Here is a 26,110-nt window from a genome sequence, read left to right on the forward strand (position 1 = left end):
CTCCGGCACGATCGGAATGACCAGGGTCTGCATCAGCGAGACGACGATGCCGGAAAGGGCCAGCACGGCCACCACGGCGCTCGACTTCGGCGGGGCGGAACCCCCTGCCTCGGTGGATCGGGTAAGGGCGTCGGACATGGCGGAGCCTCCATCGGGGAATGGATTTGCTTAACTCACTCAACTGTAGACAGATTGGTTAACTTAGGCAAGTGCTTCGTTCTGGCGGCCAGGCTCCGCAGGTGAGCGGCGGTCTCGTCGGGCGGAACGCTCGGCCCGAAGCCGAGCGGCGGGGCGGGATGCCGTCGTGCCCTCACACAGCCGCGGAGATGGGGCGGTGACGGGGCCTGGGTGCCCTGGTCCGGTGCGTGGGCCGGGGCACCGCCGGCTTCCGGTGATCCCAGTCGACCCCGGGAATCTCCTTGCACGCCGCGAGGCCGGCCCGTGGCCACTCGCAGCGGAAACCGGTCGGCACACGGACGTCGAGCACGGCGTCGGCAGGGCGTGGGGGAGCAGGACGGACGGCACACGCCCGCTGCCTGCGACGGTCATGACCTCATGCCCGGCAGGGGCGAGCCGCGGGAATTGCCATTCCCCCACCAGGGGCGTTGCCCTCGGCGATCACCAGGCGCACGGCAACTCCACGTCGATTACGGTCGGACCACCGATGGGGCTGGTCACCAGCAACGTCCCATCGAGTGCGGCGACCCGGCGCCGCATGCCCAGCAGTCCCGAGCCAGAGGTCTCTCGCCCGGAGCCGAAAGCCTGGGAGGTGCCCCCGGCGCCGCCCCGCCCCTCGTCGCGGACGGAGACCGCCAACCCGCCCGGTGTGCGGGTGAGCCGGACCTCAGCCTGGTCCGATCCGCTGTGCCTGGCCGCGTTCGTCAGCGCCTCGGCCACCACGAAGTACGCAGCCGCCTCGATCGCCGCTGGGGGCCGTGGTCCGTGCTCCAGAGCGTCGACGCGCACGGTGACGTCGGGTCGGCCGCTCGCGGCCAGCGCTCGTACCGCTCCTGCGAGACCTCGATCGGTGAGGATCGGCGGATGGATGCCGCGCACGACGTTCCGCAGCTCCGTCAGTGCCTCCTCCGCCTGGTCCTGCGCGTCCTGGAGCAGTTTGAGGGCACCCTCGGGATCACGTGCGTACGTCCGTTTCGCCAGGCCGATCCGCAGGGACAGGGACGCCAGTCGCGCCTGCGTACCGTCGTGCAAGTCCTGTTCCACACGGCGCAGTTCGGCCTGGTGTGCGGCGATGACGCCTGCCCGGGTCTCGGTCAGTCGCGCGACGCGTTCGGTGAGCCGTGCCTTCGGGGAGGGCTTGAGCAAGGCGGTCGACCAGGCGGCGTCGAGGTCCGCGAGACGGCTGATCAGCGGGAGTACGACGGCCTTGCGCCCCAGTAGCCCGTACCGCAGGCTGTCCACGAGCAGACCCACCGGCCACAGCGGCAGCAGCGCCAGGCACAGCAGGCAGCCGTAGCCGTAGTAGGCGACCATCCAGCGCAGGTCGGTGAACGTGCCGGGGTCACGGACCGCCGTGCGCAGCCGCTCGCGCAGCCGCCCCTCGATGGGCTGATACGCCTCCGGGATCTCCCGGCCTGTCCAGCGAGTCACCATCCGCCGCTTGATCCCGGCGGTCTGGCGCACCAGCAGTACGGTCTCGGGCAGCATCCAGGCACCGACCACCGCGATCGTGGCGATTGCCGTGCCCAGCAGCACGGTGGTGAAGATGTATATGACAAAGGCCAGGCCTGCGCCCATGGCCAGCTGGACCGTGGCCCGCGCCGCTTGGTGCACCGTCTTTCGCATACCCGTCACGCTAGGCGGCGGCCGACACGGACGCGGGCGAGCAGGCACCCGGACCGTGGTGTAGCGGGCTACACCACGGTCCGGGAGTGCACTCCCTCGTGGCGGCGGGCGAACGCCGGGATCGTTGATCTCGGAAGTTCACAGCCCCCATCCCAGAAGGAAACCTCATGAAGTCGCTGCTCTCGTCCCGGCCGGTGCTCTGGTTCCTGTTCCTGTTCAACCTCGTCGTCGCCCTCGCCGCCCCCTTCGTCGTCGACGGCGCCCAGGGCATCGCGACCTCCATCGGCATGGGCGTAGTCGCCCTCGGCGCCGGCCTCGGTCTCCGCAAGGGCAGTGGGCAGCAGCAGGGGCAGCGGGTCTGACGGACCCTCACCGTGCCAGGCATCTGGTAGGTCATTCCAGCTCCGTGCACAGCGTGAAGCACCGCTCCTGACCCCTCCCCGGACGGGGAACGGCCTGACCCGGGCCCGGTGGCTGGATCCTTCTCCATCTGTCACCGGGCCCGAGGACACCGACATCGCACCCTCCCTTTCATCGGGACCGCTGTCAGTACAGCGCAGGTGTTTCCGATGACCCATCACGTGGAGTGCGTTGCCATCCTTGAACCGGTGGCTAAGGGCTCCTGACCGGCGGCTTTGCCTGTGCGCACTATGTGCGGTGTGGGTGTTACGGGCGATATCTCGACGCTGAAATGACGCTCGTGACGCTCATCTGACGCTCGTTCTGATGGGGTGTCAGGCGCGTCTTTGTACTGCTCGGGCCACCTGGAGCTGCGGCAGCGGGTCGCAAGTTCTTCTGAAAGTGAGGGCGTTGGTCGCCACGAAGACACTTGAGGAGATCTCCTTGAAGTTGTCTACCTGGGGGCGCTGGCCTGCGGTGATACGGCTCTGGGGGTCTCTGGCCTGCGCGGGTCGATCTTTCGGCGCCTTACCGGAGCATGCCGCGCTATGCAGCCGATCTCCCCATGTGCTCCCCGGCGCAGCCCATACTCCGCAGATTCTCCCCAGCGAGGGTGTCCCGAAGCGATCCGCGCCACGTGTGCTCGTGCTCGCCTGGCGGCCGGTGGAAGTCACTATGGGTACCTTCTAAGGCGCCCATCGGCCTCCAGGCGAGTGTATTTCGCGCTCTCCGATCCTGTGCCCGCATGGATTCACCGGGTTGCGTTCAGACCGTCTGTGACTCGCAGCGACACCTGGCCACGTTCGGTGCGGCGTCGAGCGATGAGTTCCGATACGGAGAGAGGTCTTCTTGGTCGGACATGTCCCCGAGGTGCCGATGGAGACGCTGCTCGGTCCTCGGATCATTGGTACGTACCAAGTCGGCCAAGATTGATGCCCAGCAGGGAGACCCCAGCGGGAGTGACCTCGTCGTCCAGAAGATCGTCCGGCCCGAGCGTGCGGTACCGGGCCCGTGGTTGGAGGTGTCGCCTCGAATCTCGACTACCACCGAGCGGCTCTCCTGTGGAAATGCGAGGGTCTCTCGGATGCACGGCTGCGGCTACGCGCTGTGGGGTCGTCGGCGTTGCCCCTGCTGGGGCTCACGCGCCATCTGCAGGGGGTCGAGCGTGCTTGGTTCCAGCGGACGTTGGCCGGTACGGCGCCTCGCTTCTTTCCCTATCGGACCTATGTCACCGCTGACAGCGGTGAGTGGTACGACGAGTCGGAGGCCACGTCGGCCAGGGGCGTCTACGAGGAATACCTGAAGGCGTGCGAGGAGTCGCGGCAGGGTTCGTGAGGGTGACCGTCGACCTCGCGCGCATCGTGCCGAACCCGGAATTCGGTGACACCGACGTGCGGTTCGTCCTTGAGCACGTGATACGGGAGTACGCCGGCCACGCGGATCTCCTCCGCGAGGCCATCGACGGCACCACCGGCGAGTAGTCGACCGCTGCGCCCTACGAAGCAATCCTGGGCTCGTCAAACGAAGTGCTTGCCGGAGTCACGGCAAACGGTTCCTTCAACTCCCGCTACGCTCCCGCCTCATGGGAACACCCTGGGCCTCCATCATCGCCGGGTCGACGGCCGTCTTCAGCGTGGTCGCTACCGGGGGCGCGTGGCTGGCCGTGCGAACGCCACCGCGGACGCGGTCGCGCGCATCGAGCGGGACCGCTGGCACGCCGCCCTGCTGCCGCAGTTCAGCGTGAGGACCGAGGTGGGTGAGGGCGACCGAGCGACGCTCAGCGTCCGGCTCGTCGGCCCGCTTCCGCTTTGCCGTCTCGACGAGATCCGAATCGAGGTCGCGCAGAGCGACGACATGGACTACACGCCCCAACTCGCTGGGGGATCGACCGAGGAGCAGGTGACCGCCAAGGTGTGGGGGCCAATGCGGTTCGTGCCCGGCTCCGACGGCGCGGATCGGAACGGGCATACGGTCGTCCCGTTCGCTCTCGCCGTAGGCAGGGGGCGGCCGTTCGCGCTGGAGCGCACGCGCTCACCGCTCTGGTGGGACGGCAACGACCGGGAGGAACGGTGGCGGGACAAGTGGATAAGCCTGCCGATGCGCCTGGTTCTCACCTGCCGCCGAGAGGGTTTCGACCCGTGGACGGTCCCGTACGAGGTGGACGTGCCGGAGGTGCTGCGTTGACGTGCCTATGGTCCCAAGTCGACTCGGAGAGAAAGAACTGCAGCCGCTGGACCGCCGGGTGTTGGGCTCTGGCCACCGGCTCCACTCCGGCCAGAGCGGTCAGGGTCTTGTTCCAGTCCTGGGGCAGCAGCAGCCCGGCGAGGTACTTGCGAAAAGCCCCTGCGTTGAGCAAGCGTTACGAACAGATCGTCGAAGTGGGCGGCATAAGCTTCCAGCGGCCCAGGAGCGGGCGGACATGGCACACGCTTGGTCATCACGCCCCCTGTGCAGCGGCGAAACACCCACCCTCCGGCCTACTACTGCTCCGAACCACCGTCAACAAACCACCGCTAGGTGATCGATTCCAAGGGATCGGCTGCGCGCATGGGACGAGGGCGCGGCTGCGGCGCATCGTCCGCGGATCGGGCCCGATCGGAGCCGGTGGCCCGGTGCGTTGGCCTGGGCCGCTTTACCGACCCCACGTCAGCAGCCTTGGCGCACCTCGTGGTTCATGCTCGCGGTCCCGGCCCGCGTGCGTGCCGAGCGCCGCTCATGCCTCGGCGGATGCGCCCGTCGCCGCTGCGATCAGGGCGGTCGCCGCCGCGAGGGAGGTCGCGGCCACCGTGGAGTCGTGGTCCATCAGGGCGGAGATGCCGGCGCCGTCGTAGAGGAGTTGGAGCTGGTGGCCCAGGGCGTCGGGGTCGGCGGCGCAGGCCTCGGCGGCGAGGCGGGTGAAGAGTTCGCGCATCCACCCGCGGAAGGCGTCTGCGGCTTCCTGGACCAGCCCGCCGGGGCTGGCCTCGGCGCCGGCGCGGATGACGGCGCAGCCGCGGAAGTCGGGCCGGTCGAACTGCCGCCCCTGGGACTCGAAGACCGCCAGCATCTGCTCACGGGGCGTGTCGTGCTCCGCGACGGCCCGGGCGATCCGGTCGGCGGTGCCCGCGTGCCGGGTGTCGAGGTATGCCCGGACGAGTTGCTCCTTGCCGCCGAAGGTGTTGTACAGCGACGCCTTGGCCACGCCCGCGTGCTCGATGACCCGGTCGATCCCGACGCTCTGCACGCCCTCGGCGTAGAACAGCTCGTTCGCGGCGGCGAGCAGTCGCTCACGGGCCGACGGCTTCGCAGTGCTCTGGACACTCGCCATGACGGTCACTCCTTCAGACAGATCTGTCTACATTATGCTCCGGCCGAGTCTCGGCGGCCGGAGGCCACCCCTCAGGCGTTGCCGTCGACCCGCTCGCCCGGCAGGACCGCCGCCCCGTCCCGGCCGCCGCGCAGCAGCCCGAGCAGTGCGAACGCCGCGAGGACGATCACGGCGACGCCGTACTCCTGGGCAGTGGCGGTCAGTCCGCCCGCGTGGACGACGAGGAACCCGGCGATCACTGCGGGCACTCCCATGCCCAGGTAGGAGACGACGAAGAGCAGCGACAGCACCCCGGAACTCTCGTGCGGCCGGGCCAGCGGCATCACCGTACGGATGCCGCCCTGGAACCCGTTGCCGAAGCCGACGCCCGCGATGGCGGTGCCGACGAAGAAGCCGGTGGGGGAGGAGTCGCGGATCGAGACGAGGGTGAGGGCCACCCCGGCGATCAGCGCGAGGATGCCGGTGAGCATCACCGTCCGGGCCGCCGCCTTCCGCAGGACCAGCACCGAGACGGCGGCCACCCCGGCGAGCACGAACAGGCTGAGCCCGCCGAGGACTTCGAACCTGGAGCCGGTCAACTGCCGTGCAAGGGACGGGCCGAGCGACCCGTACAGCCCGGCCAGCGCCCAGACGGCGAACAGCACCGGCGCGGCCACCAGCATCGGGCGGCGTACGGCGCGCGGCAGCTTGATCTCCGGCGACAGGCTGGCCAGCGCCCCCGGCTTGCGAATCACCGTCTCTGCCATCAGCGCGACGGCGACGGCCTGGAGGACGAAGACCGCCAGCAGCCCGAGGTAGACCAGATGCGTGGGGGCAGGCAGGAACTGGACGACGAGGCCGGAGACCAATGCGCCGGTCGCCGTGCCGATGCCGGGGACGACCGCGTTGGTGATCGTGCCGCGCGGCCGGTCGATGTCCATCATCCCCGCCCCGATCGCGCCGAGCGCGGCGCCGGTCGACAGTCCCTGGACGATCCGGGCGACCACCAGGCCCGACACGCTGTCCGCGGTGGCGAACACGACCATCGAGGCGGCCTGCGCCGCCAGCGCGGCCAGTAGCACCGGCCGCCTGCCGACGTGGTCGGAGAGCTTGCCCATGGTGAGCAGCCCGAGCAGCACAGCCACCGCGTAGACGCCGAAGACCACGGTGGTGGTGATCGGGTCGAAGCCCCATTCGGCCTGGTAGACGGCGTAGAGCGGGGTCGGCGCGCTGGAGGCCGCCAGGAACGAGATGGTGATCGAGGCGAGTACGTACAGCGCCACGTTCGGCGGCAGCCGCCGGCCCCGCGCGGACATGGCAGCGGAGTCGGATCCGGAAGCGGATCCGGCGTCGGCGGGCGCCGCATCCGAGGTGCGCGCCGGTTCGGACGCCGGGACGACCGAGAGATTCGTCATGACCATTCCCGTCCGAAGTGTGAGTAGACCTGTCTGTTCAATCGCGAACACATTAGACAGACAGGTCTACTCAGGTCAAGTGGGAGGTGAGCGTAGCTCGGGGCGCATTTTCCAGCCCGGCCGTCAGCTTGTCCCGGACCAGCCGGTAGCCGACTTCAGGGAACAGGCGCATCGCGGGCATGCAGTAGATCCCGCCCCGCGAAGGAAGATCACGTAGTCGTCGCTGCACCGAGCGGGTCTCCGCCAGGACCGCGTCGGTGAGCTCGAACGGCACGACGGCCGTCAGCTCGCCCAGATGGCCGGGCGCGAACCGGCCCGCCGCCACTGTGACCGTACGGGTGATGGCCATCACCGGAGCCGGCAGGACATGGCGAAACGGCAACGGAGTTCCTCAAGTGCAAGCTGTCTTGGGCGACTGCCTGTACCAACGAGCTCCGTTGTTCTGCGTCGGAGATCCTTCAACTGGCTTGCGGGACCTGCAAAAACGTTGACTACCTGGCCTTGGGTCAAGGCCCGCCGCCCCGCACTTGCAAATCAGCGACAGAGCCCGAGAAGTGAACCAGAGGCGTCTCGTCAGGCGTCAGGCGTGGGGCGTCAGTGGCGGTGGTGTCGAGTTCGCGACGTATGTCTACGGTCTTGGGGGTGGAACCACGGAGCTGTTGAACTCTGCTGCGAGCAGGTCGAGCAGGCCCGGGAGCCGGCGGTCGACATCTGTTCTCCGCAACCTGACCCCCTTCTTGTTGCCGTAGTTGATCTCGCAGAGGAGTCCGGAGTCGACAAGCGTTCGGAAGTGGTAGGTACGGGTCTGCTTTGCGACCGGAAGGTTGAAGGAGTGGCAGGCGTGCTCGCTGTCGTTGGGATCGGCGGCAAGCTCCATGATCACGGCTCGGCGATGTTCGTCGGCGAGGGCGCGAAGCACGACGCCCAGGTCGATGTCATCGGCGCCTGTACGTCCTGCGTCTGCGTCTGTCACGGAAGCCGCCTCTCTTCGGGTACGACTTGTATCGTACCTCGGAGCGTGCTTCACTAAGGTACTAGATTAATCGTACCTAGGGGATGGTCGTGCTTCGCTCGCGCCGTCGGGTTTCCCGGCGTGAGCGCTTCGTGGGCCGTGCCCGCACGTCTTCGTGCGCTTTCCGCTCCCCGCGCAGGGCGGGTCTTTCGGTGCGCAACGGTGTATCTCTCCGATCTCGCCGACGGTGCCATGTAACGGATCCGGAATGCGTCGTCATCGGCTGGTAAAAAGCGAAAGGTTGAACATGCAAAAACGCCTGGGTTTTCTCTCCTTCGGCCACTACCAGAACATCCCGGGCTCGGGGACTCGTAGTGCGGCCGATGCCCTGACCCAAGGAATCGACATTGCCGTCGGCGTCGAGCGGCTTGGTTTCGATGGCGCATGGAGCCGGGTTCACCACTACCAGAAACAATTCTCCAGTCCGTGGGCGCTGATGGCCGCGACAGCGGCCAGGACAGAACGCATCGAGATCGGCACCGCGGTCATAGACATGCGGTATGAGAACCCGCTCATCATGGCTGAACTGGCCGCGGCCGCGGACCTCATCAGTGGGGGCCGTCTGCAACTCGGTCTGAGCAGGGGGTCCCAGGAACCCGCTCTCCGCGGATACGAGTCCTTCGGGTTCCACCCCTCTCCTGGCGACGGGCCGAAAGCGCCAGGCATGGCGAGGGAGCACACGGACCGCTTCAGGGCGGCGATCGCGGGAACCTCCATGGTGGCGAGCGACCCGAACGAGACCGGCACGAGGGTGCCTCTCACGATCGAACCGCGATCGCACACCCTGCCGCAGCGGATCTGGTGGGGGTCAAGCACGCGGCAGAGTGCGCGGTGGGCCGGCGAGCAAGGACTCCACCTGTTGAGCAGCACACTGCTGTCCGAGGACACCGGAATACCGTTCTCGGAACTCCAGGCGGAACAGATCAGTGTGTTCCATGAAAGCTGGCGAGCGGCAGGTCATCCAGGAACGCCCCGTGTCGCGGTGGTGCGCAGTGTTCTGCCCATCGTGTCCGAGCGCGACCGCGCCCTGTTCGGCGCATCCGCGGTATACGGGTCGCAGGAGCATGTCGGCGTGCTCGGCGGAGCCGTATCGCGCTTCGGAAAGAGTTTCATAGGTGGGCCCGACGCCATCGTGGAGAACCTGCGGAAGGACGAAGCCGTCGCCGCCGCCGACACTCTCTTGGTCACCATCCCCAATCTTCTCGGTGTAGCCGAGAACCTTCGGCTGCTGGACAGCATCGCCGAACATGTCGCACCGTCCATCGGCTGGTCCAGAAGCCCAAGAGGCACGCGTGAAAAATGAATCGGTGAATGTCACCGCTCTTTTGTTTTCCTTACTCATTTATGCTGAAAGGTTGTGGCCATGACTCCTCCGCGCGTCATGATCCTCGGCGCCGGCGTCGCCGGCCCCGCACTCGCCTACTGGCTGGCCCGGCACGGGTTTCGGCCCACGGTCGTTGAGTTGGCCAGAGAACTGCGCTCCGGCGGCAGTGCCATAGTCGTCAAGGGGCCGGCGATTCCGGCCGCCGAGAAGATGGGCATCATGCCGCAGCTGCGCGAGGTCGCCACCCACGCGACCTCGGTCTCTCTCCTCGACCCCGGTGGCCGGCGGATCCTCCGGCTCCCGCTGACGTCCGAACGGTCCCCGTCCGTCGAGCTGACACGCTCCGACCTGTCGGCGGTCCTCCACCGGACGGCCGCCGACGACGCGGAGTTCCTCTTCGACGACACGGTCACGGCCATCGCGCAGGACAGGTCGGGTGTCGACGTCACCTTCCGCCGGGCCACGCCACGCCGCTTCGACCTGGTGATCGGTGCGGACGGCGTCCACTCCACGGTGCGTCGGCTGGTCTTCGGACCGGAGGAGTGGTTCACCAACGACCTGGGCATGTACGGAGCGACAGTTCCCTTGGAGCCCGGCGCCCTCGAGGACCCGCACGAAATGGTCATGTTGAACGCGCCCGGCCGGATGCTGGCCGTACATCCATCGCGAGGAAAGCCACTCGCGATGTTCACGTTCCGCGGTCCGCGTGTAGCCGGGTACGACCGCCATGACACCGCACTCCACAAGCGCATTGTGGCCGAGGCATACGCTGAAGTGGGCTGGCGGGTACCCGAGTTGGTCGACGCGTATCGGAACCATCCGGCGCCCTTCTTCGACCCGCTCAACAACGTGCGGGTGGACACCTGGTCTCGCGGCAGGGTGGCGCTGCTCGGTGACGCGGCGTCTGCCGTGGCACTGCTCGGCGACGGATCCAGTATGGCGATGGCGGGCGCACACACACTCGCCCAGGCACTCGCGGACCATCCCGCCGACCACGCCCGTGCCTTCCAGGTCTACGAGGCGAAACACCGACGTGAGGTGGACCCGCGGCGCCGGCGCACCAACCTGATCGCCGCGCTGATGATCCCGCGCACCCGCCGAGGGCTCGCGATACGCAACGCCGTCGGTCGCGCCGTGGGCCGCGCCACGCGCACGGCCGTACGGGAGACGCCGAGAACGCGCATCTGAGCGTCTGGTCGGTGAAGCGACGTCGAAGACGCTGCCGGGGCGGTCGGCCCTGGGCGTGCGGCAGTCGGGGTGGGACAGCCCTGCGCGGGACGCGGTCGGATCGCATCCTGGCCAGCACCTGCACGGGCAGGTCGCCCAGGAGGAAGCCGAGGCGGGGCGCGTCGTATCCGGCGTCCGCGACGACAAGGATGTCCGGATCACCCGTCTGCCGCTGCCCGTCCCTCCCGGTCGGTTTCCGCTGTTCAAGGATGTTCGAGCCGCCGCCGGCCCTCTCCCGCCCGGTGGACCGGCCAGACCGTTGACGGTGCAGCGGCTGGTCGACAGAACCGGTCTTGTCATGGTGGCCCATCAGTTACTAGTCATCGGCTATCCGCACCGGGGCAAGGTCGTCAACGTCGTCGTGGAGGACACTCACTTCCGCGTCGTTCATGAGGGCAAGCAGCTGGGTGTCTACCCCAGCACCAGCGAAATGCCCGTCACCAGCATCAAGGCATGGCCGGGCCCTCTGTCACGTAAACCGCGTCAAGGAAGTCTTGAGGATGGACCTCAAGTAAGTCCCGCGCCCTTACACATCACGGGGGCCGGGTGGAGTGCGTCCAAGGGCGCGGTCCACGAACTGCGGCCCGGTTCGAGCGCGCAGACGATCGAGTAGGGCCAGCCGGGACGGGGGTGTGCTGGTCCCTTCTCCGTCCGTAGGTGTGGCACAGGATCCGTTCCGGTGAGGTGTGGGCGTCGGGCCGCAGCCAACAGGTGACGTCGACAGCCAGGAACCAGCCGGCCGTGGGCAACCCGTGGCAGTGGCGCTTCGGCCAGTGCCCCGCCACAGCCGGTCGGCATCAACGTGTCCACGGGCCACCGCGGCGTACAGCCCACCATGGCCGCGGCGGTGTTCACCTACCAGTGACTGCTCCGTCGGCTACCTCACCGGTTCGTCGCCGCACACAACCGCATCAGCCAGCTCGGACAACGCGTTCGAACGGGCGGTCAGGCAGGAGCAGAACTCGTCCCGGACGCATGACAGTTGTGTCCATGCTTCAGACCGGGCGTCGTGATGCAGCAGACTCATCCGCCTGGCCTTCGTTTCGCGTGTGTGTGTTCCTTGGCCGGAGCACCTGTTCAGTCGAAGGCCGCTTCCGTGCACGGCAGTTACCGGACCGAGTGATCAGGTTTCGATGCACCCATTCGACGCCGTGAGCTGAACCGGACGTTGAAGATCAAGCCAGGCCGTGTTTCGTAAGGGGTGTGTGACGCTGCGATGTTGGGTGCGGCGGTGGTCGATGACTGAAGAGGTCTCCGGTAGGTGGTTCGGCCTTCCACCTCGGTCAGGTACAGGGCGGTGACGCGGTCGAGGCGGGGCGCGGCCCACGCCTCGGCGGTCTCGCTACCGATGACCGCCGGCGGGACGACGCGGCACACGCAACGGAGTGGGGACTGCGGCTGCGAGTGCTCGCTCCGTCCCGGAGGCTGACTCGCCGCGGCGTTCGGCTGATAGCGGCACACCTGCGTCGGGCTTCCGTTCTGCCTGTAACGGCGGCCACCCTGCGAGAACGTCTTCTCTTCGGGCTGCGGCGCTGCGAGTGCAGGGTCAGTTGCGCGTGGCAGGTTCCAGCGTGGCTGTGTTCGGCCTCGTGACACGGCGATCGAGGGCGAAACTGGTCATCGCCAGGGCCAGGCCGACGGCTCCGAGGGCGGCACCGGCCCAGGCGGGGGCGCGGTAGCTCAGGCCGGCCGCGATCACAGTGCCGCCCAGGGTGGCACCCAGACTGTTGGCGAGGTTCATGGCTGATTGGTTGACCGCGGCTCCCATGAGCAGGGAGCCGGGGGCGACGGCCATCAGCCGCGCCTGTAGAGGCGGTCCCAGGAAGAAGGTGGCGGCGCCGAGCACGAAGACGCCGATGAACAGCCCGGCCACTGTGCCCGCCGCCAGGGCAACGAAAACACTCGCGACGATCATCCCGGTCAAGCCGAGCAGTATGGCCTGGTGCAGGCTTCGGTCGGCGTACCAGCCGCCCAGGACATTGCCCACAGTCATGCCCACGCCGGCCACAGCCAGCACCCACACCACTGCGCCGGCCGGAAGTCCGGCCAGGGTAGTGGTGATCGGCGCGATGAAGGTGTGCACTGCGAAGAAGCCGGCGATCCCGATCGAGGCTGTCGCAGCCACCAGCCACACCTGCGGCCGGGCCAGCGCACGCAATTCGGCGGCCGGTGACCCGCCCGCGGCCTTCACCTCGGGGGCGGTGAATGCCACGGCCAGCAACGCGAGCAGGAACACGGCGGCGATGGCGACGTAGGCGGCCCGCCAACCCGCTGCCTGTCCGAGCCCTGTGATCAGCGGTACCCCAGCCATGTTGGCCACTGTCAGACCGCTGAGCACCGCGGCGAACCCGCGTCCCTCCTTGCCTGGCCCCAGCAGCGACGCGGCCAGTAGGCCGGCCGCTCCGAAGTACGCACCATGTGGCACGCCGGCCACGAACCGAGCCGTCAGGAGTAGCCCGAAGGTCGGAGCCAGTGCCGAGGCAAGAGTGCCGAGCACGAACAGCACCAGCAACCCGACCACCAGACGCTTGCGGGGCATCCGGGCGGTGAGCGCTGCTATCAGCGGTGCACCCACCACCACGCCCAGCGCATACGCGGTGATCATCCAGCCGGCGTGCGCCACTGCCCGGGAGTGCGAGCCGGCGTACTCGGCACCTAGCGTTCCGCGTGCAATCTGCGGCAGCAGCCCGGCCGGCACGAACTCGGTCAGACCGATCGCGACCGCACCGAGAGCCAAGGCGAGCAATGCCGGCCAAGGGCGGCGGGCGGGTATGGCAGCCATGACGGCGACTTTAGCAAGGCTCTTGCGTTAGTAGAAGCTATTCCGCAAAGCTCTTGCATTAGTTGTACGGTGTCCTCGTGCAGCAGAGTTTCTTGCGGGACTACCATGAGTCACTCGTCCTTGCCCTGGCGCGGACCATGCCGACGATCGAACGGGGTACGGTCGCCGATCTCACCGGCCTGACACCACAGGCGGTCTCCAACGTGCTGGCACGCATGGTCGAGGAAGGCGTGATCGCGTCGGCAGGAGTGCGCCGCCCCCGCCTTGGTAAACCGGCCGCTGTGTACCGGCTGGTGCCCCACCGCCGCTGGGCCATCGGCGCTCACGTCACTCGCCGGGAGCTGCGCCTTGTCCTGGCCGATCTGGCCGGCGTGGTCCACGCCTCCACCACTACGCCACTGCCGGCCGACTTCACCCCGGGGCAGTTGCTGAATCAACTCGTGCCCGGCGTCAGCGGCATGATCGACGAGCATCGACTGGAGCGGATCAAGGCGGATGCTGATGTCGGCCGTGAACTGATCGGGCTGGGCATCGGCATGATGGGACCACTGGAGCAGGCCGGTGGCAGGATCCGCGACGCGCACCGCCTTCATCACTGGCACGATGTCCCGCTGGCAGCGCTCGCCGCGTCCGAGCTCGGACTGCCCGTGGTCGTGGACAAGGATGTCACCGCCGGAGTGACCGCCGAAGCCTGGCGCCGTGGCGCCGACTTCCGCGACGCGGCACTGATCCTGGTCGAAGCCGGCGTCGGCGCCGGACTGTGGCTGAACGGCACGGCACACCGTGGCGCCCACACCAACGCCAGCGAGTTCGGACACACCGTCATTCAGCTTGGCGGACCGCTGTGTGTCTGCGGCCGGCACGGCTGCCTGGAGGTCGTCCACGAACGGGCCGCCGACCCTGCCTCAGCCGCGGACGTTCTCGCCACCGGTGTGGTGAACCTGATCCAGACTCTCGACCTCGGCCACATCATCCTCGCCGGCGCGGATCTGCTGTGCCACGGTGACCTCTATCTCAGGGCCGTCGAACGAGCCGTGACCACCCAGCTCCCGGGCGCCGACTGGCTCGATGTCGACGTCACGTTGACCACCCTGGGCACCGACGTGATCGCGGCCGGAGCAGCCATGCAGGTGCTCAACCTGCGGCACGGCGTACCCGCTCCCACCACTTCCCGCAGGCACCCGCGAACGTGAGACGTCATATCGTCTAGGGACAGTCGCCTGTCCCGCGGCGAAGCAGCGCGGTGCCGCTCCCTCAAGGCGGCGCGGCGGCGCCTTCGGCGATCGCCGAAAGTGACGGCAGGCCGCTCCAGACGGATGGCGACCGCCGTGGGTAAGGCCTTCAACAGGACCAGGCTCAGGTCCGGTTCCTCGGCGGGGAAGCCGGGCCGACCGGCGTGGAAGAACGACTCGAAGGTCGCGCGCTGGCCGGTCCGGCCTGTTCTCCATCGGCCCTGCCAACTCCAAGCCGCACCAGGGCAATGTCCTGCCTGATCGCGCCAGGGGTAGGCGGCAGCGGGTCTGGTTGCCCGGCGTACCCGACTTCAGGATGAGTGCAACGGCCGACGGCACGGGCTGAGCGGGTCGCCGAAGGGCAACATCGAGTGCGGTCATACCTGCTTCGCCATGCCAATTGCCAGGCATTCCATCCCCATCGTCCAATCCTGGAGACAACGTGAAATATCGGCTGAGCCGCCGATCCGTCATGGTGGGCGCGTCAGCGGCCGTCGCCGCCGCCGGTGTGGCCTCCGCCCCGGTCACCGCCAGAGGGGAGACGACCGGCCGAAGTCGTCACAGGCCCCTTCCGACGATCGTCCTCGTGCATGGCGCCTGGGCCGACGCTTCGAGCTGGTCCGGTGTCATCGGCACTCTGCAGCGCCAGGGGTACACCGTGCGGGCGATACCCAACATGCTGCGCGGGCCTCGGACCGACGCGGCCGGCGTGCGTTCCTTCCTCGCCGCGACAGACGGTCCCGTCGTGTTGGTGGCGCATTCTTACGGCGGCAACGTCATCACTGACGCCGCTGCCGGCCTTCCGGCGGTCAAGGCCCTCGTGTACATCGCGGGGTTCGTTCCGGCCGAGGGAGAGAGCCTGGGTGAGCTGGCGTCCCGGCCGGTGAGCGAGCCCCTTCCCGAGCTGCCCGCCGTGACGGTGCCGACCGTCCTGCCGGACGGGACCGCAAGCAGCGACATCTATCTCGACCCCGCGAGGTTCCGCGAGGTCTTCGCCGCCGACGTATCCGCCGAGCGGGCCGCGGTCCTGGCGGCTGTCCAGCGACCTGCGGCGTCCGAGGCGTTGACCGGGACCACGCAGAAGGCCGCCTGGCGAGACATTCCTTCGTGGTACCTGGTGACTCAGGACGATCAGGCCCTTTCGCCGGAGACCCAGCGCTTCATGGCGAAGCGTGCCGGGGCCTCGATCGTGGAGATCAAGTCGTCCCATGCCGCTCCCGTCGCCCACCCCGGGGCCGTGGCCCGTCTGATCACGCAAGCGGCACGGGCGACCGGCTGACACGCGCCCGCGGTGAAGGCGTCCGCCCGTGTCTCACGGGCGGACGCCGTCCACGACCACGTACTTCCGACTGCCCGTTCGCACAGAGAACCAAGAAAGAAGTCATGCGTACTCGATTGCACCGCATCGTCGTCGGGGCGTCTGTCGCCTCGGCGCTCCTGGGCACGCTCACGGTGGGCACGGCCGAAGCCGCGACGACGCCACCGGGCGGCAGGTCGTCCGTGCTGCATCTGGACCTTCGGGCAGGCCAGATGCCCGAGAACATCGTGCTCGACCGGCACGGGAGTGTCGTCGTCACCTTCGCCGGGGCCCGGCAGGTGGCCCGCATCACGGCGGCGGGCAGGACCGAGGTGCTCGCCACTCTGCCGGCTCCTGCGGACGCCACGGCCAAGACGCCGCTGCTGGGATTTCCGCTGACGACCGGTCTGGCTCGTCAAGGTCACACGTTCTATGTCCTGTACGCCACCGGCACCGAGGCGGAAACCGGTGTCTGGAGCTTCACCGAAGGGCGTGAACCCCGGAAGTTCGCCGACCTTCCCGCCGACAGCCTTCCCAACGGCCTGGTCATGGACCCTGGGACCGGCACGCTCTACATCACCGAGTCCGCGAAGGGCGCCGTCTATACGGTGCCCACCAGGGGCCGCGCGGCGGGCCGGGCCACCCTCTTCAGCGACAGCGAGGCCCTTGCCCCCGCCGGCTTCTTCGGCGTGAACGGAGCCAAGATCCGTAACGGGGACCTGTATGTGTCCAACACCGACAAGGGCATCGTTTCGCGCACGCCGCTGCGAGGACCCCGCGCCGGTACGTTCACGACCTTCGCCGACGGGCTGACCGGCATCGACGACTTCGAGTTCACCGGCAGGGGCGACGAGTTCCTGGCGAGTCTCGTCACGGAGAACACGGTGGTGCTGGCCGATGGCAGGGGAGCCCGCAGGGTCGTACTGACCCGGGCCGACGGTCTGTCCAATCCCACGTCGGTCGCGATCCGTGGCACCGAGGTCTACGTACCGAGCGCCGCGTACACGACGCAGAGCGACCCGAACCTGCTGCTGGGTCACCTGGCCCGGCACTGACACGGCGAGCCGTGCCCCGTGCGGTGCAGACCGCGCGGGGCACGGCTCCGTTCGCGCGACCGGCCGGACCGGCCTGGGGCCGGTTATGGCGTCGCCGCGCTCGGACGGTCGGGCGGCACAGCCGCAGTCGTCGGCGCCTTCGGCGTCGGTTTCGGAGTGGCCCGTCCGGCCGTGCTCGCGCCTCGGGCAGCCTGGTACGCGGAGTTCTTCGACACGGAATTCAGGCTGACAGGCTTCGCCTTCTCCGGGGAGATCGGTTCAGCCGTCGCAGGCGGTCTCCCGCCCTTCATAGCCACGGCCATCTATGCCTGGGCCGATCACTGGTGGCCCTTCGTGGTCTACATGGGCCTGTTGTCGGTGATCACCCTGGCGGCTCTCGCCTTCGGCCCGGAGGCTGTCGGTCGACACATCACCGACGGCGAAACCGTGCAGCCGGCGGCACCCACTCGACACCCGTCGGCTGACACCACGACGCACGAGGCCGCTTGGCGCCCGTGAACACACACGCTGAGCGTCAGGCAGGCCTCTTCTTCACCGACCGGTTCGGCACCCGGTCGGTGAAGAAGAGGCCTGCCCGAGATGGGGCGAAGCGGCGATGAGAGCGCGGCGTCAGACGTGGTCCGTAGGGCGTTCCAGACGGGCCGACGGGGCTGTCGCCTGGGCGAGGAGGTGGAGTGCGGCATGCGACGGGGAGCCGGGTTCGGCGACGGCGAGCACGATGTGCCGTTCCTCGTCCTGCGGCGGGCGCAGGCTCTGCTGCGTCACGGTGAGGCTGCCGACCAGCGGGTGGTGCATCTCGTACACGGTGGAGTCGCAGGGGCTGACACCGTGGTCGGCCCACAGGGCGGCGAACTCCGGACTCCTCATGGTCAACTCCCCGACGAGCGAGGTGAGCAGCGCGTCGTCGGGGTGTCGGCCGGCCGTCATACGAAGGTTCTCGACGACAGCCCTCGCTTTGCTCGGCCAGTCGGCGTAGAGGGCGCGGGTGTGGGGGTCGAGGAAGATCAGGCGGGCCAGGTTGGGGCGGTTGCCGGGATCCGCCGGGCCGGCCGGGTCGATGTGGGAGGCGAACAGCGCGTGCCCCATCCGGTTCCAGGCCAGTACGTCACTGCGCCGCCCGCTGACCAGGGCGGGAACGTCACCGAAGGCTTCCAGCAGGTTGAAGGTCGTCGCGTCGACGTGTTCGGCGGGCGGGCGGTGGACGACCGCACGCCGCTTCACGATGCCCGCCAGGTCGTGGAGGTGGCGCTGTTCGGCCTCGTCCAGGTGCAGGGCCCGGGCGATGGCGTCGAGGATCTCCGGTGAGGCGCCCACGGACTGGCCCTGTTCCAGACGCGTGTAGTACGAGGAGCTCACGCCGGCCAGCAGTGCCAGTTCCTCACGGCGCAGGCCAGGTACCCGGCGCCGGTCTCCGTAGTCGGGCAGCCCGACGTCCTCGGGACGCAGCTGAGCCCGCCGGATCTGCAGGAAGTTCCCGAGTTCTCGCTGTCCGCTCATGAGACCCAGTATGCGAGCCCCGCCGACCGGCAACCTGACCCGGCCAGGGATAGGCACGGGCGGGTCTGGCTCGGCCGCAGAGATGCCGTTGACATGGGTTCCGCACCGTTCACCCGTGGCGACGGAGGGCACGCCCCGTCGCCACGTACGTCTCGTGAGGACGACCACATGACTGAGCTCTCTGATGCCGCCGTTCCGTCCACCGCGCCCTCCGGGAGCTTCCGCATCGGCGGTGATCTCGAAGTCAACCGGCTCGGCTACGGCACGATGCAGATCATCGGCCCGGGGTACTGGGGCCCGGCCCGCGACGAAGCCGAGGCCGTGCGGGTACTGCGCCGCGCCGTCGAACTCGGAGTCAACCTGATCGACACCGCCGACGCGTACGGCCCCTTCCACGCCGAACAGCTCATCGCCAAGGCCCTGCGCCCCTACCGCGACGATCTCGTCATCGCGACGAAGGGCGGCGTCGTACGTCCGGGCCCGGACAACTGGCAGCCGGTGGGACGCCCGGAGTACCTGCGGCACGCGCTCGAACTCTCCCTCCGCCACCTTGAGGTGGAACGTATAGACCTCTACCAGCTGCACCGCGTCGACCCCAGCGTCCCCCTGGAGGAATCGCTCGGCGAGCTGCGTCAGTTGCAGCAGGAGGGCAAGATCCGGCACATCGGGCTGTCCGAGGTAAGCGTGGAGGAGGTCGAGCGCGCCCGCCTCGTGGTGGACATCGTGTCGGTCCAGAACATGTACAACCTGGTCGAACGCTCCGCCCAGGACGTCCTGGACCACACGACCCGCGAGAACATCGCCTTCATCCCCTGGTTCCCCGTCGCCACCGGTCGGCTGGCCGCGCCGGGCGGCCCGCTGGACGCCCTGGCCAAGGAGTACGACGCCAGCCCCGCACAACTGGCCCTGGCCTGGCTGCTGCACAGGGCTCCGAACGTGCTGCCGATCCCGGGCACCTCGAAGGTGGCCCACCTGGAGGAGAACATCGCCGCCTCCTCGGTCCGCCTTGGCGCGGCCGACATCGAAGCACTGAACCGCGCGGTGACGGCCTGACGCGACCCTGTCCCGGCCGCCCGTCGGCCGCGCCGCCGGCAGCGGGCCGGAGCCCTGGGCGGCTCCCCGGCCCGGGCGGCCCTCAGCCCTTACCTGATCGGCTGTCCGTCAGCCGTCAGATCCAGGAGCATCCCTTGCACACCACCGCACGCCGCACCGACTCCGCCCCCGCGCCCGAGGCGGCCGAGTACACGTTCACCCGCAGCACGTGGGCCCACGCTGCCCCCAAGGCCCTGTTCGAGCTGATCAGCGATGTCTCGATGATCAGCACTTGGAGCCCCAGCGCTCACGACGTCGCCTACGACGACGGTGACGGCCCCTGGCCGGGCGCCCGCTTCCAGGGACGCAACCGCAGGGGTGAGCGCGAGTGGAGCAGCCGCTCCCAGGTCGTCGAGTGCCTGCCTGGCAAGGTCTTCGCCTTCGTCGTCGACGACATCGTCCGATGGCGTTGGACCTTTCGCGCCGACGGCACGGGGACCGTCGTGGAGCAGTCCTGGCAACTCCTGCGCCTGGACCCGGTGCTCGGCCGCACGCGCCGCGACCTCGACGCACTCCGCGACCACATGGCCACCAGCGTCGAGCACACCCTCCTCGCCCTGGCCCGCTGGATCGCGGAGCGAGGCGACAGCATCAGCCCTTGACGCCATGGGGCGTGCCAGGGGCCCTTCCCGCCGCGTCACCGACAGCAGCCGTCCCAACGGACGGACCGACCTGATGAGACAAGACACCCGATGAGACAACACAGGGGAGACCGGCCATGAACACCATCACCTTGGGTGACATCTCACTCACCCGCGTCTGGGAGTACTCCGGGCCCGTGGACATGACTCCCGAGACGTTCTTCCCGAACAGCCCCGCGAAGGCATGGGAAGAGAACCGCGGCATGCTGGTTCCTGACTTCCTGGACGACGACACCCGGATCGTCAACTCGGCGATCCAGACCTGGCTGCTGCGCAGTGAGGGCAGGACCATTCTCGTGGACACCGGCGTGGGCAATCACAAGGAGCGCCCGTACGCGCCTGTGTGGAGCCGGATGGACACCGGATTCCTCGACAACCTCGCCCGCGCCGGTGTCCGTCCCGAGGACGTGGACATCGTGATCAACACGCACCTCCACATCGATCACGTCGGCTGGAACACCTACCTCGACGGGCGTACCTGGGTTCCCACTTTTCCCAACGCCACCTACCTGATGCCGAAGGACGACTTCGACTTCTGGAACCCGGAGAACGGCCACAAGACCGTACTCGGACGCGGCAACCAGAACGTGTTCGAGGACAGTGTCGCCCCGGTGCACCAGGCCGGCCAGGCACTGCTGTGGGAGGACAGTCACCAGATCGACGCCGGTCTGCGTCTGGACACCGCCCCTGGACACACCCCCGGATCCTCCGTACTCACCCTCACCTCCGGGACGGACCGAGCGGTCTTCGTCGGCGACCTGCTGCACAGTCCGGTACAGATCCTCGAACCGGACTCCAACAGCTGCTTCTGCGAGGACCCCGCCCAGGCGCGCGCCACCCGCCGCAAAGTGCTGGGCTGGGCGGCGGACAACAACGCCCTCGTCGTTCCCGCGCACCTGGGCGGCCACGGCGCCGCGGAAGTGGTGCGCGACGGCAGCAGGTTCGCCATCACGGGCTGGGCCCCCTTCGCCCCGTACACCGAGCAGGGCTGAGCCCTGCGGGAAGGCACTTCAGTGAACTATCGAACCGACCCCGTCGTGACCACGACGCGGGGGTCCGTCCGCGGTCTGCGCCAGGGCGGCACCACCGCTTTCCTGAACATCCCCTACGCCGCTCCGCCCCTTGGCGCCGGCCGGTTCGCGGCACCCCGACCGCACGGACCGTGGGACGGCGTACGGGATGCCACGGCGCCGGGACCCAACGCGCCGCAGTCCGAACGCAGGCTCGGCAGCGTGGACATGTCCCCCTACTTCGGAGACGGTTGGAGCCGCGGGGAGGACTATCTCACGGTCAACGTATGGACACCCGCCGCCGCGGGTGATGACCTGCCCGTCATGGTGTTCGTCCACGGCGGTGGATTCGTCGCGGGGTCGACACGGTCCGCGCTGTACGACGGCTCCGCCTTCGCCCGCGACGGTGTCGTCCTGATCACCCTCAACTACCGCCTCGGCATAGGGGGGTTCCTCGACATCCCCGGAGCGCCCGCCAACCGCGGCCTGCTCGACGTCGTGGCCGCGCTGCGCTGGGTACGGGACAACATCGCCGCCTTCGGCGGGGCCCCGCACAACGTCACCCTCTTCGGCCAGTCGGCCGGAGCGACCGTCGTCGGCGGGGTCCTGGCCACTCCGGAGGCCGCGGGCCTCTTCCGCCGGGCGATCGTCCAGAGCGGCAACGGCCTGGGCGCGTTCACCACCGAGCAGGCCGCCCGCGTCACCGGGGCTGCGGCCCGGCACCTGGGCATCGAGCCGCACGTCGACGCCTTCGCGAAGATGCCGGACGACCGCCTGGTCGAGGCGGCCTCCGCACTCGCCGGCATCGACCTCAGGACAGCGACCCATCACGATCCGCTGGTCGGGCTCAGCCCCTTCAGCCTGGTCCTGGACACCCAGCCCGCCGAAACCGTCGCCGCGGGCCTCGGCGCCGACGTCGACCTGCTCATCGGGACCAACACGGAGGAGGGCAACCTCTACCTGGTCCCGTCGGGCGCCTACGCCACCTCGACCAGAGAGGACGTCGAGGCCGTCGCGGTACGTGCCCATCCCGATCCGGCCCGGCTCGTGGACACGTACCGCAGGACCCGCCCGGGAGCGACCTTCGGCGAGCTGCGGTCCGCCATCATGGGCGACGCGCTGTTCGGCGCGGGCAGCCGGGCCCTGGCGGACGCACACGCCAGCCGGTCCGGGTCCGCCACTTTCGGTTATGAGTTCGCGTGGCGTTCCCACGCCCGGGACGGTGAGCTCGGCGCCACCCACGCGGTGGAGCTGCCCTTCGTCTTCGATCTCGCGCACCTGCCGCGGTTGCGCGGTGCCCACGCCCTGCTCGGCCCCGACAAGCCGCCCGCGGGCCTTGCCACCCGCGTGCACGAGACATGGATCCGGTTCGCCGCGACCGGCGATCCCGGCTGGGACCCGTACGACCCCGAGCGCCGGACCACCATGCGTATCGACACGGAGTGGACCCAGATCGACGACCCTCGCGGCCAGGAACGACAGGCGTGGACCCGACCCGACGCGCACGCGGTCGGCTCCCCCTCATGAGGTGCGCTGCCCGTACTCGCTTCGACCTGGGCAGTGAGATGCCGGGGGCCTGCCAGGTGCCGTGGTACGGGTTCCAGGCATGGTCGAACTTGGAGGAGACATCGGCGCCGCCGTTGGACAGGCGCGAGGCGGCCGAGCCGATGTCGTAGAGGCTGAAGATCAGGGCCTGCGCCCCTTCCGCGACCCTCACGCCCCGGGCTTGAAGAGAACGACGGAGAGCAGGCGGTGCTCGTCCGTCCGCGGTGCTACGGCACCGCGGACGGACGAGCTCTCGGTTTCCAGGCGCCGTGCGCGTGACCTGCGGAGTGTCAAGCTGGGGCCGGTGGCGGCTATCCCTGAGGGAGTTTCAGCATGTGCTCGCTTTCGTCCCACAGTTGCCGGGCGACGTTCGAGTCGCGCGTCTGGGGGTGGGTCCGCTTGGCGGGTTTGCGCTTTTCGTAGTAGACGCCGGATTTCCAGGCGGTGCCGGGTCGGCCCTCGGCGAGCCACATGAGCTGCCCGGCGGCCTTCTGCGGTGTGGTCATCAGCGGACGGGTGAGGCGGCTGCCGTACATGCGCTGCACGAAGTTGCCAGAGCTGGAAGCGAAGTTGGAGGCGACCGTGCCGGGGTGGAAAGCGGCTGCGGAGATGCCCTGGTCGTGGAAGCGGCGGTGCAGCTCCTGGGTGAAGAGGATGTTGTCCAACTTGGCGGTGCCGTAGGCGCGCTGAGGGGTGAAGTCCCGGTCGTGTTCGAGGTCGTCGAGGATGACGTTGCCGAACAGGCGTGCACCGGCACTGGAGGTCTGGATGACCGATGCCCTGCTGGCGGTGAGGGTGTCCAGGAGAAGGTGGGTGAGGAGGAAGGGGGCGAGGTGGTTGACCTGGAAGGTCAGGTCGAATCCGTCTTCGGTCTTGGTGCGGTCGCCGAAGATGCCGCCGGCATTGTTGGCCAGGACGTCGATGCGGGGGTGGGCGGCGCGCAGGTCGGCGGCGAGGCGGCGGACGTCGGCGAGGCGGGAGAAGTCGGCGATGTGGCGGTCGACGCCGAGTTCGTCGCCGACGGCGTTCGTCTTGCTCTCGGAGCGTCCGACCACGATGACCTGGTGGCCGTGGTGGTGCAGCTGGCGGGCGGCCTCGGCGCCAACGCCGTCGCTCGCGCCGGTGATGACGATGGTCTTCGCATCCATGTGTGCTCCTGGGGTCGGGGGTACTGAGCGCGCTGCCCCGGTGCGGTCACAGGAACCGGGGAGCCCGGGACCGCACCGGGGGCCGGTCAGGAGGCGCCGCGCGGGGCGATCTGCTCGACGCGGTCGCGCGCGGTGAACAGGTCGAAGTGGGCGTCGGCGAGATCGGCCGGCGAGACGGTGGGGATGGCGCTCAGGTCGATGCCGAGCTCGACGGCCTCGCGCTGTCCCCGGCTGCCGTCGACGACTGCCGCCACCAGGAGCAGGCCGGCGTAGACGCCCTTGTCGGCGAGGTCCTGGTTCAGGGCGTGCACCCAGTGCCGGGTGGCGGAGGCGACGCTGGGGGCGCCGCTCATGCCGGGCGTGGCCGAGGCGTCGAGGGCGGAGGCTCCCAGGGCGAACAGGAAGGCGCCGCCGCCCCGTTCGGTCATCTGCGGGGCGAGGGCGTGCACGATTTCAACCGGGGTGTTCAGCAGCAGGTCGACGTGCTTGCGCAGGAACTCGGCGCTCATCTGCGAGGCCGGCCGCATGAACTCGGCCATGGAACCGACCGGGGCGTACTCCACGACGTCGATGCGGCCGAAGCGGGCGGTGATCCGCGCGAGGAGCGCGGGCACCGCGGCCGGGTCGGACAGGTCTGCAGTGAAGGGCTCGGCCTCGATCCCCTCCCTGCCGAGCTTGCGCCGCCAGCTCGGCGAGCGGCTCGGGGCGGCGGGCGACGAGCGCCACCCGGTACCCCTCACGGCCGAACCGCCGGGCAGTCGCCACACCCAGTCCCGAACCGGCTCCGAAGACAGCGATCGTCTCTGCCATGACCTGCACCACCTAACTTGAGGCACCCATCAAATTATCTCCGGTTCGGACCGTAAGTTATCCTGATGGTGCCGTCAAATTACGGAGGCGGTGTGGGAGCCGAGGAGGGGACGTGACGACGACCTTGCGGAGCGACGCCAGGCGCAGCATCGAGAAGATCACCGCCGCGGCCGTCGAACTGTTCGCCGAGCAGGGGCTGGACTGTCCGCTGGAGGAGATCGCCCGGCGCGCCGGGGTCAGCCCGGGCACCATCTACCACCGCTTCGGCGGGCGCGCGGGGCTTGTCGACGCCGTGGCCCCGCAGGTAGCGGCCGAGAAGGTCAACGCGGTCATTGACGCCGCAGAGGGCGAGGCGACCGCCTGGGGACGCTTCACCGCGTACGTCGAGGGGCTGAGCATGCTGGGCAGCAGCGACGCGGTTCTGCGCGAGGCGCTCACCGGGCGCTCGGAGCCGGCCCCGTCTGTGCACGAGGTTTGCCGACAGGGACTGGAGCGAGGCTTTCGCCTGATCGAGGAAGCGCGCCGCGACGGCGCCCTGCGAGCGGACTTCGGCCCCGACGATCTGCACCCCCTGCTGCTTTCCATGATCGGTGTCGCGCACGCCGCCCCCGAGGCCCGGAGCAGGATGCTGGGCTTCACCTTTGACGGGCTGCGCGGCCAACGCCACGAATGAACCTCGGCGCCCGCCCGACCTCCCGGTGCGGGCCCGGCCGCGACATCGGCGGGCCCAGGGACCTCCGGAGTCCGCCACGCTCTCCCGACGCAGCACCGCGTAGCGCGAAGTGGTGACCGTGGCGCACGGTGACTCTCGCACATGACCGGTCTGCAGGAGTTCCGCGACGGTCCCCTCCGTGATCACGTTTCCGCAGGTGGCCGTTCGCAGGAGTTCTCTCGAAACCTGCATGCTGTGCGAGGCACCTCTGAGAGGCCCCTGCCATGTGCGACTCGCGCAAGCCGCAGCCGCAGCCGCAGATGCCTGGTTGTCCCCCGTGCGAGCTACATGCGATGTCCACCTGGAGGGGACGTTTCGGGGTGACGGTCGCACCTAGCGTTTCCCTCAGTTGAAGGGGCGGCTCGGCCGCCGGTCAAGGGATGGGAAACGTCATGTCGTCGTGGTTCGGGCCGTCGGTGCAGTGGGTGAAGCGCCAGTTCTCGCAGTCACCGTTCGAGCCAACGCGCCGGGTGTGGCCGACCGGGGTGCGGTTGGCGGTGATGGTGGTGCTGTTCGTCCTGGTGACGGGGCTCGCCGCGGGGATGAGGAGCGTGGCGGGGGACAATCCGGTGCTGTCCCTGCTGTCCCTGCTGTTCGGTGCGGCGGCCGCGGCGATCGCCCTGACGGTCTACGCGGCGGCGGTGCGGTTCCTCGAACAACGTCCCGTGTCCGAACTGGACACCGCCGATGCCGGGCCCTGTTTGGGCCGCGGCACCCTCGCCGGTCTCGGACTCTTCGTCGCGACGCTCGCGCTGATCGCTCTGTTCGGCGGATACGGCACGAAGGGCGGGGTCTCCGTCACCGGCGTGTTCACCATTCTGGG

26 protein-coding genes and 4 pseudogenes are annotated in these 26,110 nt (G+C 68.9%); 17 read left to right on the forward strand and 13 right to left on the reverse strand.

Annotated features, from left to right (window positions below; all coding sequences use genetic code 11):
- Positions 1-618: 618 nt before the first annotated feature.
- Positions 619-1,803: a histidine kinase gene (locus ACIBLC_RS41065; protein WP_399216612.1), complete on the reverse strand. Its 1,185-nt coding sequence runs from the start codon at positions 1,801-1,803 to the stop codon at positions 619-621.
- A 167-nt stretch (positions 1,804-1,970) separates the two neighbouring features.
- Here ACIBLC_RS41065 and ACIBLC_RS41070 point away from each other — a divergent pair, with 167 nt between their 5' ends.
- From ACIBLC_RS41070 to ACIBLC_RS41085, 4 genes are all read left to right on the forward strand, one after another.
- Complete coding sequence (locus ACIBLC_RS41070; protein WP_399216613.1) at positions 1,971-2,165, forward strand: hypothetical protein; 195 nt, start codon at positions 1,971-1,973, stop codon at positions 2,163-2,165.
- Between the two features lie 1,048 nt (positions 2,166-3,213).
- Positions 3,214-3,537 carry a DUF664 domain-containing protein gene (locus ACIBLC_RS41075; RefSeq protein ID WP_399216614.1) on the forward strand — a complete coding sequence of 108 codons (324 nt, stop codon included), beginning with the start codon at positions 3,214-3,216 and terminating at the stop codon, positions 3,535-3,537.
- A complete protein-coding gene (locus ACIBLC_RS41080; protein ID WP_399216615.1) occupies positions 3,534-3,683 on the forward strand; it encodes a DUF664 domain-containing protein in 150 nt (49 codons plus the stop codon). Before ACIBLC_RS41075 ends, ACIBLC_RS41080 begins: the two co-directional genes overlap by 4 nt.
- A gap of 172 nt (positions 3,684-3,855) precedes the next feature.
- Positions 3,856-4,386: a hypothetical protein gene (locus tag ACIBLC_RS41085; RefSeq protein ID WP_399216616.1), complete on the forward strand. Its 531-nt coding sequence runs from the start codon at positions 3,856-3,858 to the stop codon at positions 4,384-4,386.
- A gap of 529 nt (positions 4,387-4,915) precedes the next feature.
- Here ACIBLC_RS41085 and ACIBLC_RS41090 read toward each other — a convergent pair.
- The 4 genes from ACIBLC_RS41090 to ACIBLC_RS41105 all read right to left on the reverse strand — a co-directional run bounded on the left by ACIBLC_RS41090 (position 4,916) and on the right by ACIBLC_RS41105 (position 7,876).
- The gene (locus ACIBLC_RS41090) at positions 4,916-5,509 is read right to left on the reverse strand and encodes a TetR/AcrR family transcriptional regulator (RefSeq protein ID WP_399216617.1); all 594 of its coding nucleotides are present in this window, start codon (positions 5,507-5,509) and stop codon (positions 4,916-4,918) included.
- Positions 5,510-5,580: 71 nt separating this feature from the next.
- The gene (locus tag ACIBLC_RS41095) at positions 5,581-6,903 is read right to left on the reverse strand and encodes an MFS transporter (protein ID WP_399216618.1); all 1,323 of its coding nucleotides are present in this window, start codon (positions 6,901-6,903) and stop codon (positions 5,581-5,583) included.
- 70 nt (positions 6,904-6,973) lie between these two features.
- Positions 6,974-7,252 carry a transposase domain-containing protein gene (locus ACIBLC_RS41100; RefSeq protein WP_399216619.1) on the reverse strand — a complete coding sequence of 93 codons (279 nt, stop codon included), beginning with the start codon at positions 7,250-7,252 and terminating at the stop codon, positions 6,974-6,976.
- 279 nt (positions 7,253-7,531) lie between these two features.
- Complete coding sequence (locus ACIBLC_RS41105; protein WP_399216620.1) at positions 7,532-7,876, reverse strand: ArsR/SmtB family transcription factor; 345 nt, start codon at positions 7,874-7,876, stop codon at positions 7,532-7,534.
- 286 nt (positions 7,877-8,162) lie between these two features.
- Between ACIBLC_RS41105 and ACIBLC_RS41110 the strand changes: the two genes are divergently transcribed.
- Positions 8,163-9,218: an LLM class flavin-dependent oxidoreductase gene (locus tag ACIBLC_RS41110; RefSeq protein ID WP_399216621.1), complete on the forward strand. Its 1,056-nt coding sequence runs from the start codon at positions 8,163-8,165 to the stop codon at positions 9,216-9,218.
- 60 nt (positions 9,219-9,278) lie between these two features.
- The gene (locus ACIBLC_RS41115) at positions 9,279-10,427 is read left to right on the forward strand and encodes an FAD-dependent monooxygenase (protein WP_399216622.1); all 1,149 of its coding nucleotides are present in this window, start codon (positions 9,279-9,281) and stop codon (positions 10,425-10,427) included.
- 10 nt (positions 10,428-10,437) lie between these two features.
- Here the strand turns inward: ACIBLC_RS41115 and ACIBLC_RS41120 are convergent.
- Positions 10,438-10,776 (reverse strand): annotated as a pseudogene (locus ACIBLC_RS41120) (transposase); the annotation flags it as partial.
- On the opposite strand from ACIBLC_RS41120, the gene ACIBLC_RS41125 reads away from it, so the two are divergent.
- On the forward strand, positions 10,732-11,079 hold the full coding sequence (locus tag ACIBLC_RS41125; RefSeq protein WP_399216637.1) for a hypothetical protein: 348 nt from the start codon (positions 10,732-10,734) through the stop codon (positions 11,077-11,079). The pseudogene ACIBLC_RS41120 and the gene ACIBLC_RS41125 sit on opposite strands and share 45 nt — an antisense overlap.
- On the opposite strand, the gene ACIBLC_RS41130 is transcribed toward ACIBLC_RS41125, so the two are convergent.
- Positions 11,000-11,251, reverse strand: coding sequence for a transposase (locus ACIBLC_RS41130; protein WP_399216623.1), 252 nt, complete (start codon positions 11,249-11,251; stop codon positions 11,000-11,002). The two genes, ACIBLC_RS41125 and ACIBLC_RS41130, sit on opposite strands and share 80 nt — an antisense overlap.
- A gap of 761 nt (positions 11,252-12,012) precedes the next feature.
- Positions 12,013-13,248: an MFS transporter gene (locus ACIBLC_RS41135; protein ID WP_399216624.1), complete on the reverse strand. Its 1,236-nt coding sequence runs from the start codon at positions 13,246-13,248 to the stop codon at positions 12,013-12,015.
- A 77-nt stretch (positions 13,249-13,325) separates the two neighbouring features.
- Here ACIBLC_RS41135 and ACIBLC_RS41140 point away from each other — a divergent pair, with 77 nt between their 5' ends.
- The 4 genes from ACIBLC_RS41140 to ACIBLC_RS41155 all read left to right on the forward strand — a co-directional run bounded on the left by ACIBLC_RS41140 (position 13,326) and on the right by ACIBLC_RS41155 (position 17,330).
- Positions 13,326-14,441: an ROK family protein gene (locus tag ACIBLC_RS41140; RefSeq protein ID WP_399216625.1), complete on the forward strand. Its 1,116-nt coding sequence runs from the start codon at positions 13,326-13,328 to the stop codon at positions 14,439-14,441.
- Between the two features lie 625 nt (positions 14,442-15,066).
- Entirely contained in the window at positions 15,067-15,759 is a 693-nt protein-coding gene (locus ACIBLC_RS41145; RefSeq protein WP_399216626.1) for an alpha/beta fold hydrolase, read from the forward strand.
- A gap of 104 nt (positions 15,760-15,863) precedes the next feature.
- On the forward strand, positions 15,864-16,832 hold the full coding sequence (locus ACIBLC_RS41150) for a hypothetical protein (RefSeq protein WP_399216627.1): 969 nt from the start codon (positions 15,864-15,866) through the stop codon (positions 16,830-16,832).
- A gap of 18 nt (positions 16,833-16,850) precedes the next feature.
- Complete coding sequence (locus tag ACIBLC_RS41155; RefSeq protein WP_399216628.1) at positions 16,851-17,330, forward strand: hypothetical protein; 480 nt, start codon at positions 16,851-16,853, stop codon at positions 17,328-17,330.
- 111 nt (positions 17,331-17,441) lie between these two features.
- On the opposite strand, the gene ACIBLC_RS41160 is transcribed toward ACIBLC_RS41155, so the two are convergent.
- Positions 17,442-18,329, reverse strand: coding sequence for a helix-turn-helix domain-containing protein (locus ACIBLC_RS41160; RefSeq protein WP_399216629.1), 888 nt, complete (start codon positions 18,327-18,329; stop codon positions 17,442-17,444).
- A 168-nt stretch (positions 18,330-18,497) separates the two neighbouring features.
- Between ACIBLC_RS41160 and ACIBLC_RS41165 the strand changes: the two genes are divergently transcribed.
- The 4 genes from ACIBLC_RS41165 (at position 18,498) to ACIBLC_RS41180 (ending at position 22,599) form a co-directional block, all read left to right on the forward strand.
- Positions 18,498-19,382, forward strand: coding sequence for an aldo/keto reductase (locus ACIBLC_RS41165; RefSeq protein WP_399216630.1), 885 nt, complete (start codon positions 18,498-18,500; stop codon positions 19,380-19,382).
- A gap of 134 nt (positions 19,383-19,516) precedes the next feature.
- Positions 19,517-20,023 carry an SRPBCC family protein gene (locus ACIBLC_RS41170; protein ID WP_399216631.1) on the forward strand — a complete coding sequence of 169 codons (507 nt, stop codon included), beginning with the start codon at positions 19,517-19,519 and terminating at the stop codon, positions 20,021-20,023.
- Positions 20,024-20,139: 116 nt separating this feature from the next.
- Positions 20,140-21,054 (forward strand): MBL fold metallo-hydrolase, encoded by a 915-nt coding sequence (locus tag ACIBLC_RS41175; RefSeq protein ID WP_399216632.1) that lies wholly within the window; start codon positions 20,140-20,142, stop codon positions 21,052-21,054.
- A 21-nt stretch (positions 21,055-21,075) separates the two neighbouring features.
- Positions 21,076-22,599, forward strand: a complete 1,524-nt coding sequence (locus ACIBLC_RS41180; protein ID WP_399216633.1) for a carboxylesterase/lipase family protein — start codon at positions 21,076-21,078, stop codon at positions 22,597-22,599.
- Positions 22,600-22,603: 4 nt separating this feature from the next.
- Here ACIBLC_RS41180 and ACIBLC_RS41185 read toward each other — a convergent pair.
- From ACIBLC_RS41185 to ACIBLC_RS41200, 4 genes and pseudogenes are all read right to left on the reverse strand, one after another.
- Positions 22,604-22,759 (reverse strand): annotated as a pseudogene (locus ACIBLC_RS41185) (chitinase); the annotation flags it as partial.
- A 169-nt stretch (positions 22,760-22,928) separates the two neighbouring features.
- On the reverse strand, positions 22,929-23,765 hold the full coding sequence (locus ACIBLC_RS41190) for an SDR family NAD(P)-dependent oxidoreductase (protein WP_399216634.1): 837 nt from the start codon (positions 23,763-23,765) through the stop codon (positions 22,929-22,931).
- Positions 23,766-23,851: 86 nt separating this feature from the next.
- On the reverse strand, positions 23,852-24,505 hold the full coding sequence (locus ACIBLC_RS41195; protein ID WP_399216635.1) for an SDR family NAD(P)-dependent oxidoreductase: 654 nt from the start codon (positions 24,503-24,505) through the stop codon (positions 23,852-23,854).
- Positions 24,480-24,575, reverse strand: a pseudogene (locus ACIBLC_RS41200) (short-chain dehydrogenase); the annotation flags it as partial. The pseudogene ACIBLC_RS41200 and the gene ACIBLC_RS41195, both read right to left, overlap by 26 nt.
- Before the next feature lie 112 nt (positions 24,576-24,687).
- Here ACIBLC_RS41200 and ACIBLC_RS41205 point away from each other — a divergent pair.
- Positions 24,688-25,248: a TetR/AcrR family transcriptional regulator gene (locus tag ACIBLC_RS41205; RefSeq protein WP_399216636.1), complete on the forward strand. Its 561-nt coding sequence runs from the start codon at positions 24,688-24,690 to the stop codon at positions 25,246-25,248.
- A gap of 431 nt (positions 25,249-25,679) precedes the next feature.
- Positions 25,680-26,110 (forward strand): annotated as a pseudogene (locus ACIBLC_RS41210) (hypothetical protein); the annotation flags it as partial.

Origin of the sequence: Streptomyces sp. NPDC050535 (assembly GCF_044457665.1) — a bacterium.
Lineage (GTDB): Bacteria > Actinomycetota > Actinomycetes > Streptomycetales > Streptomycetaceae > Streptomyces.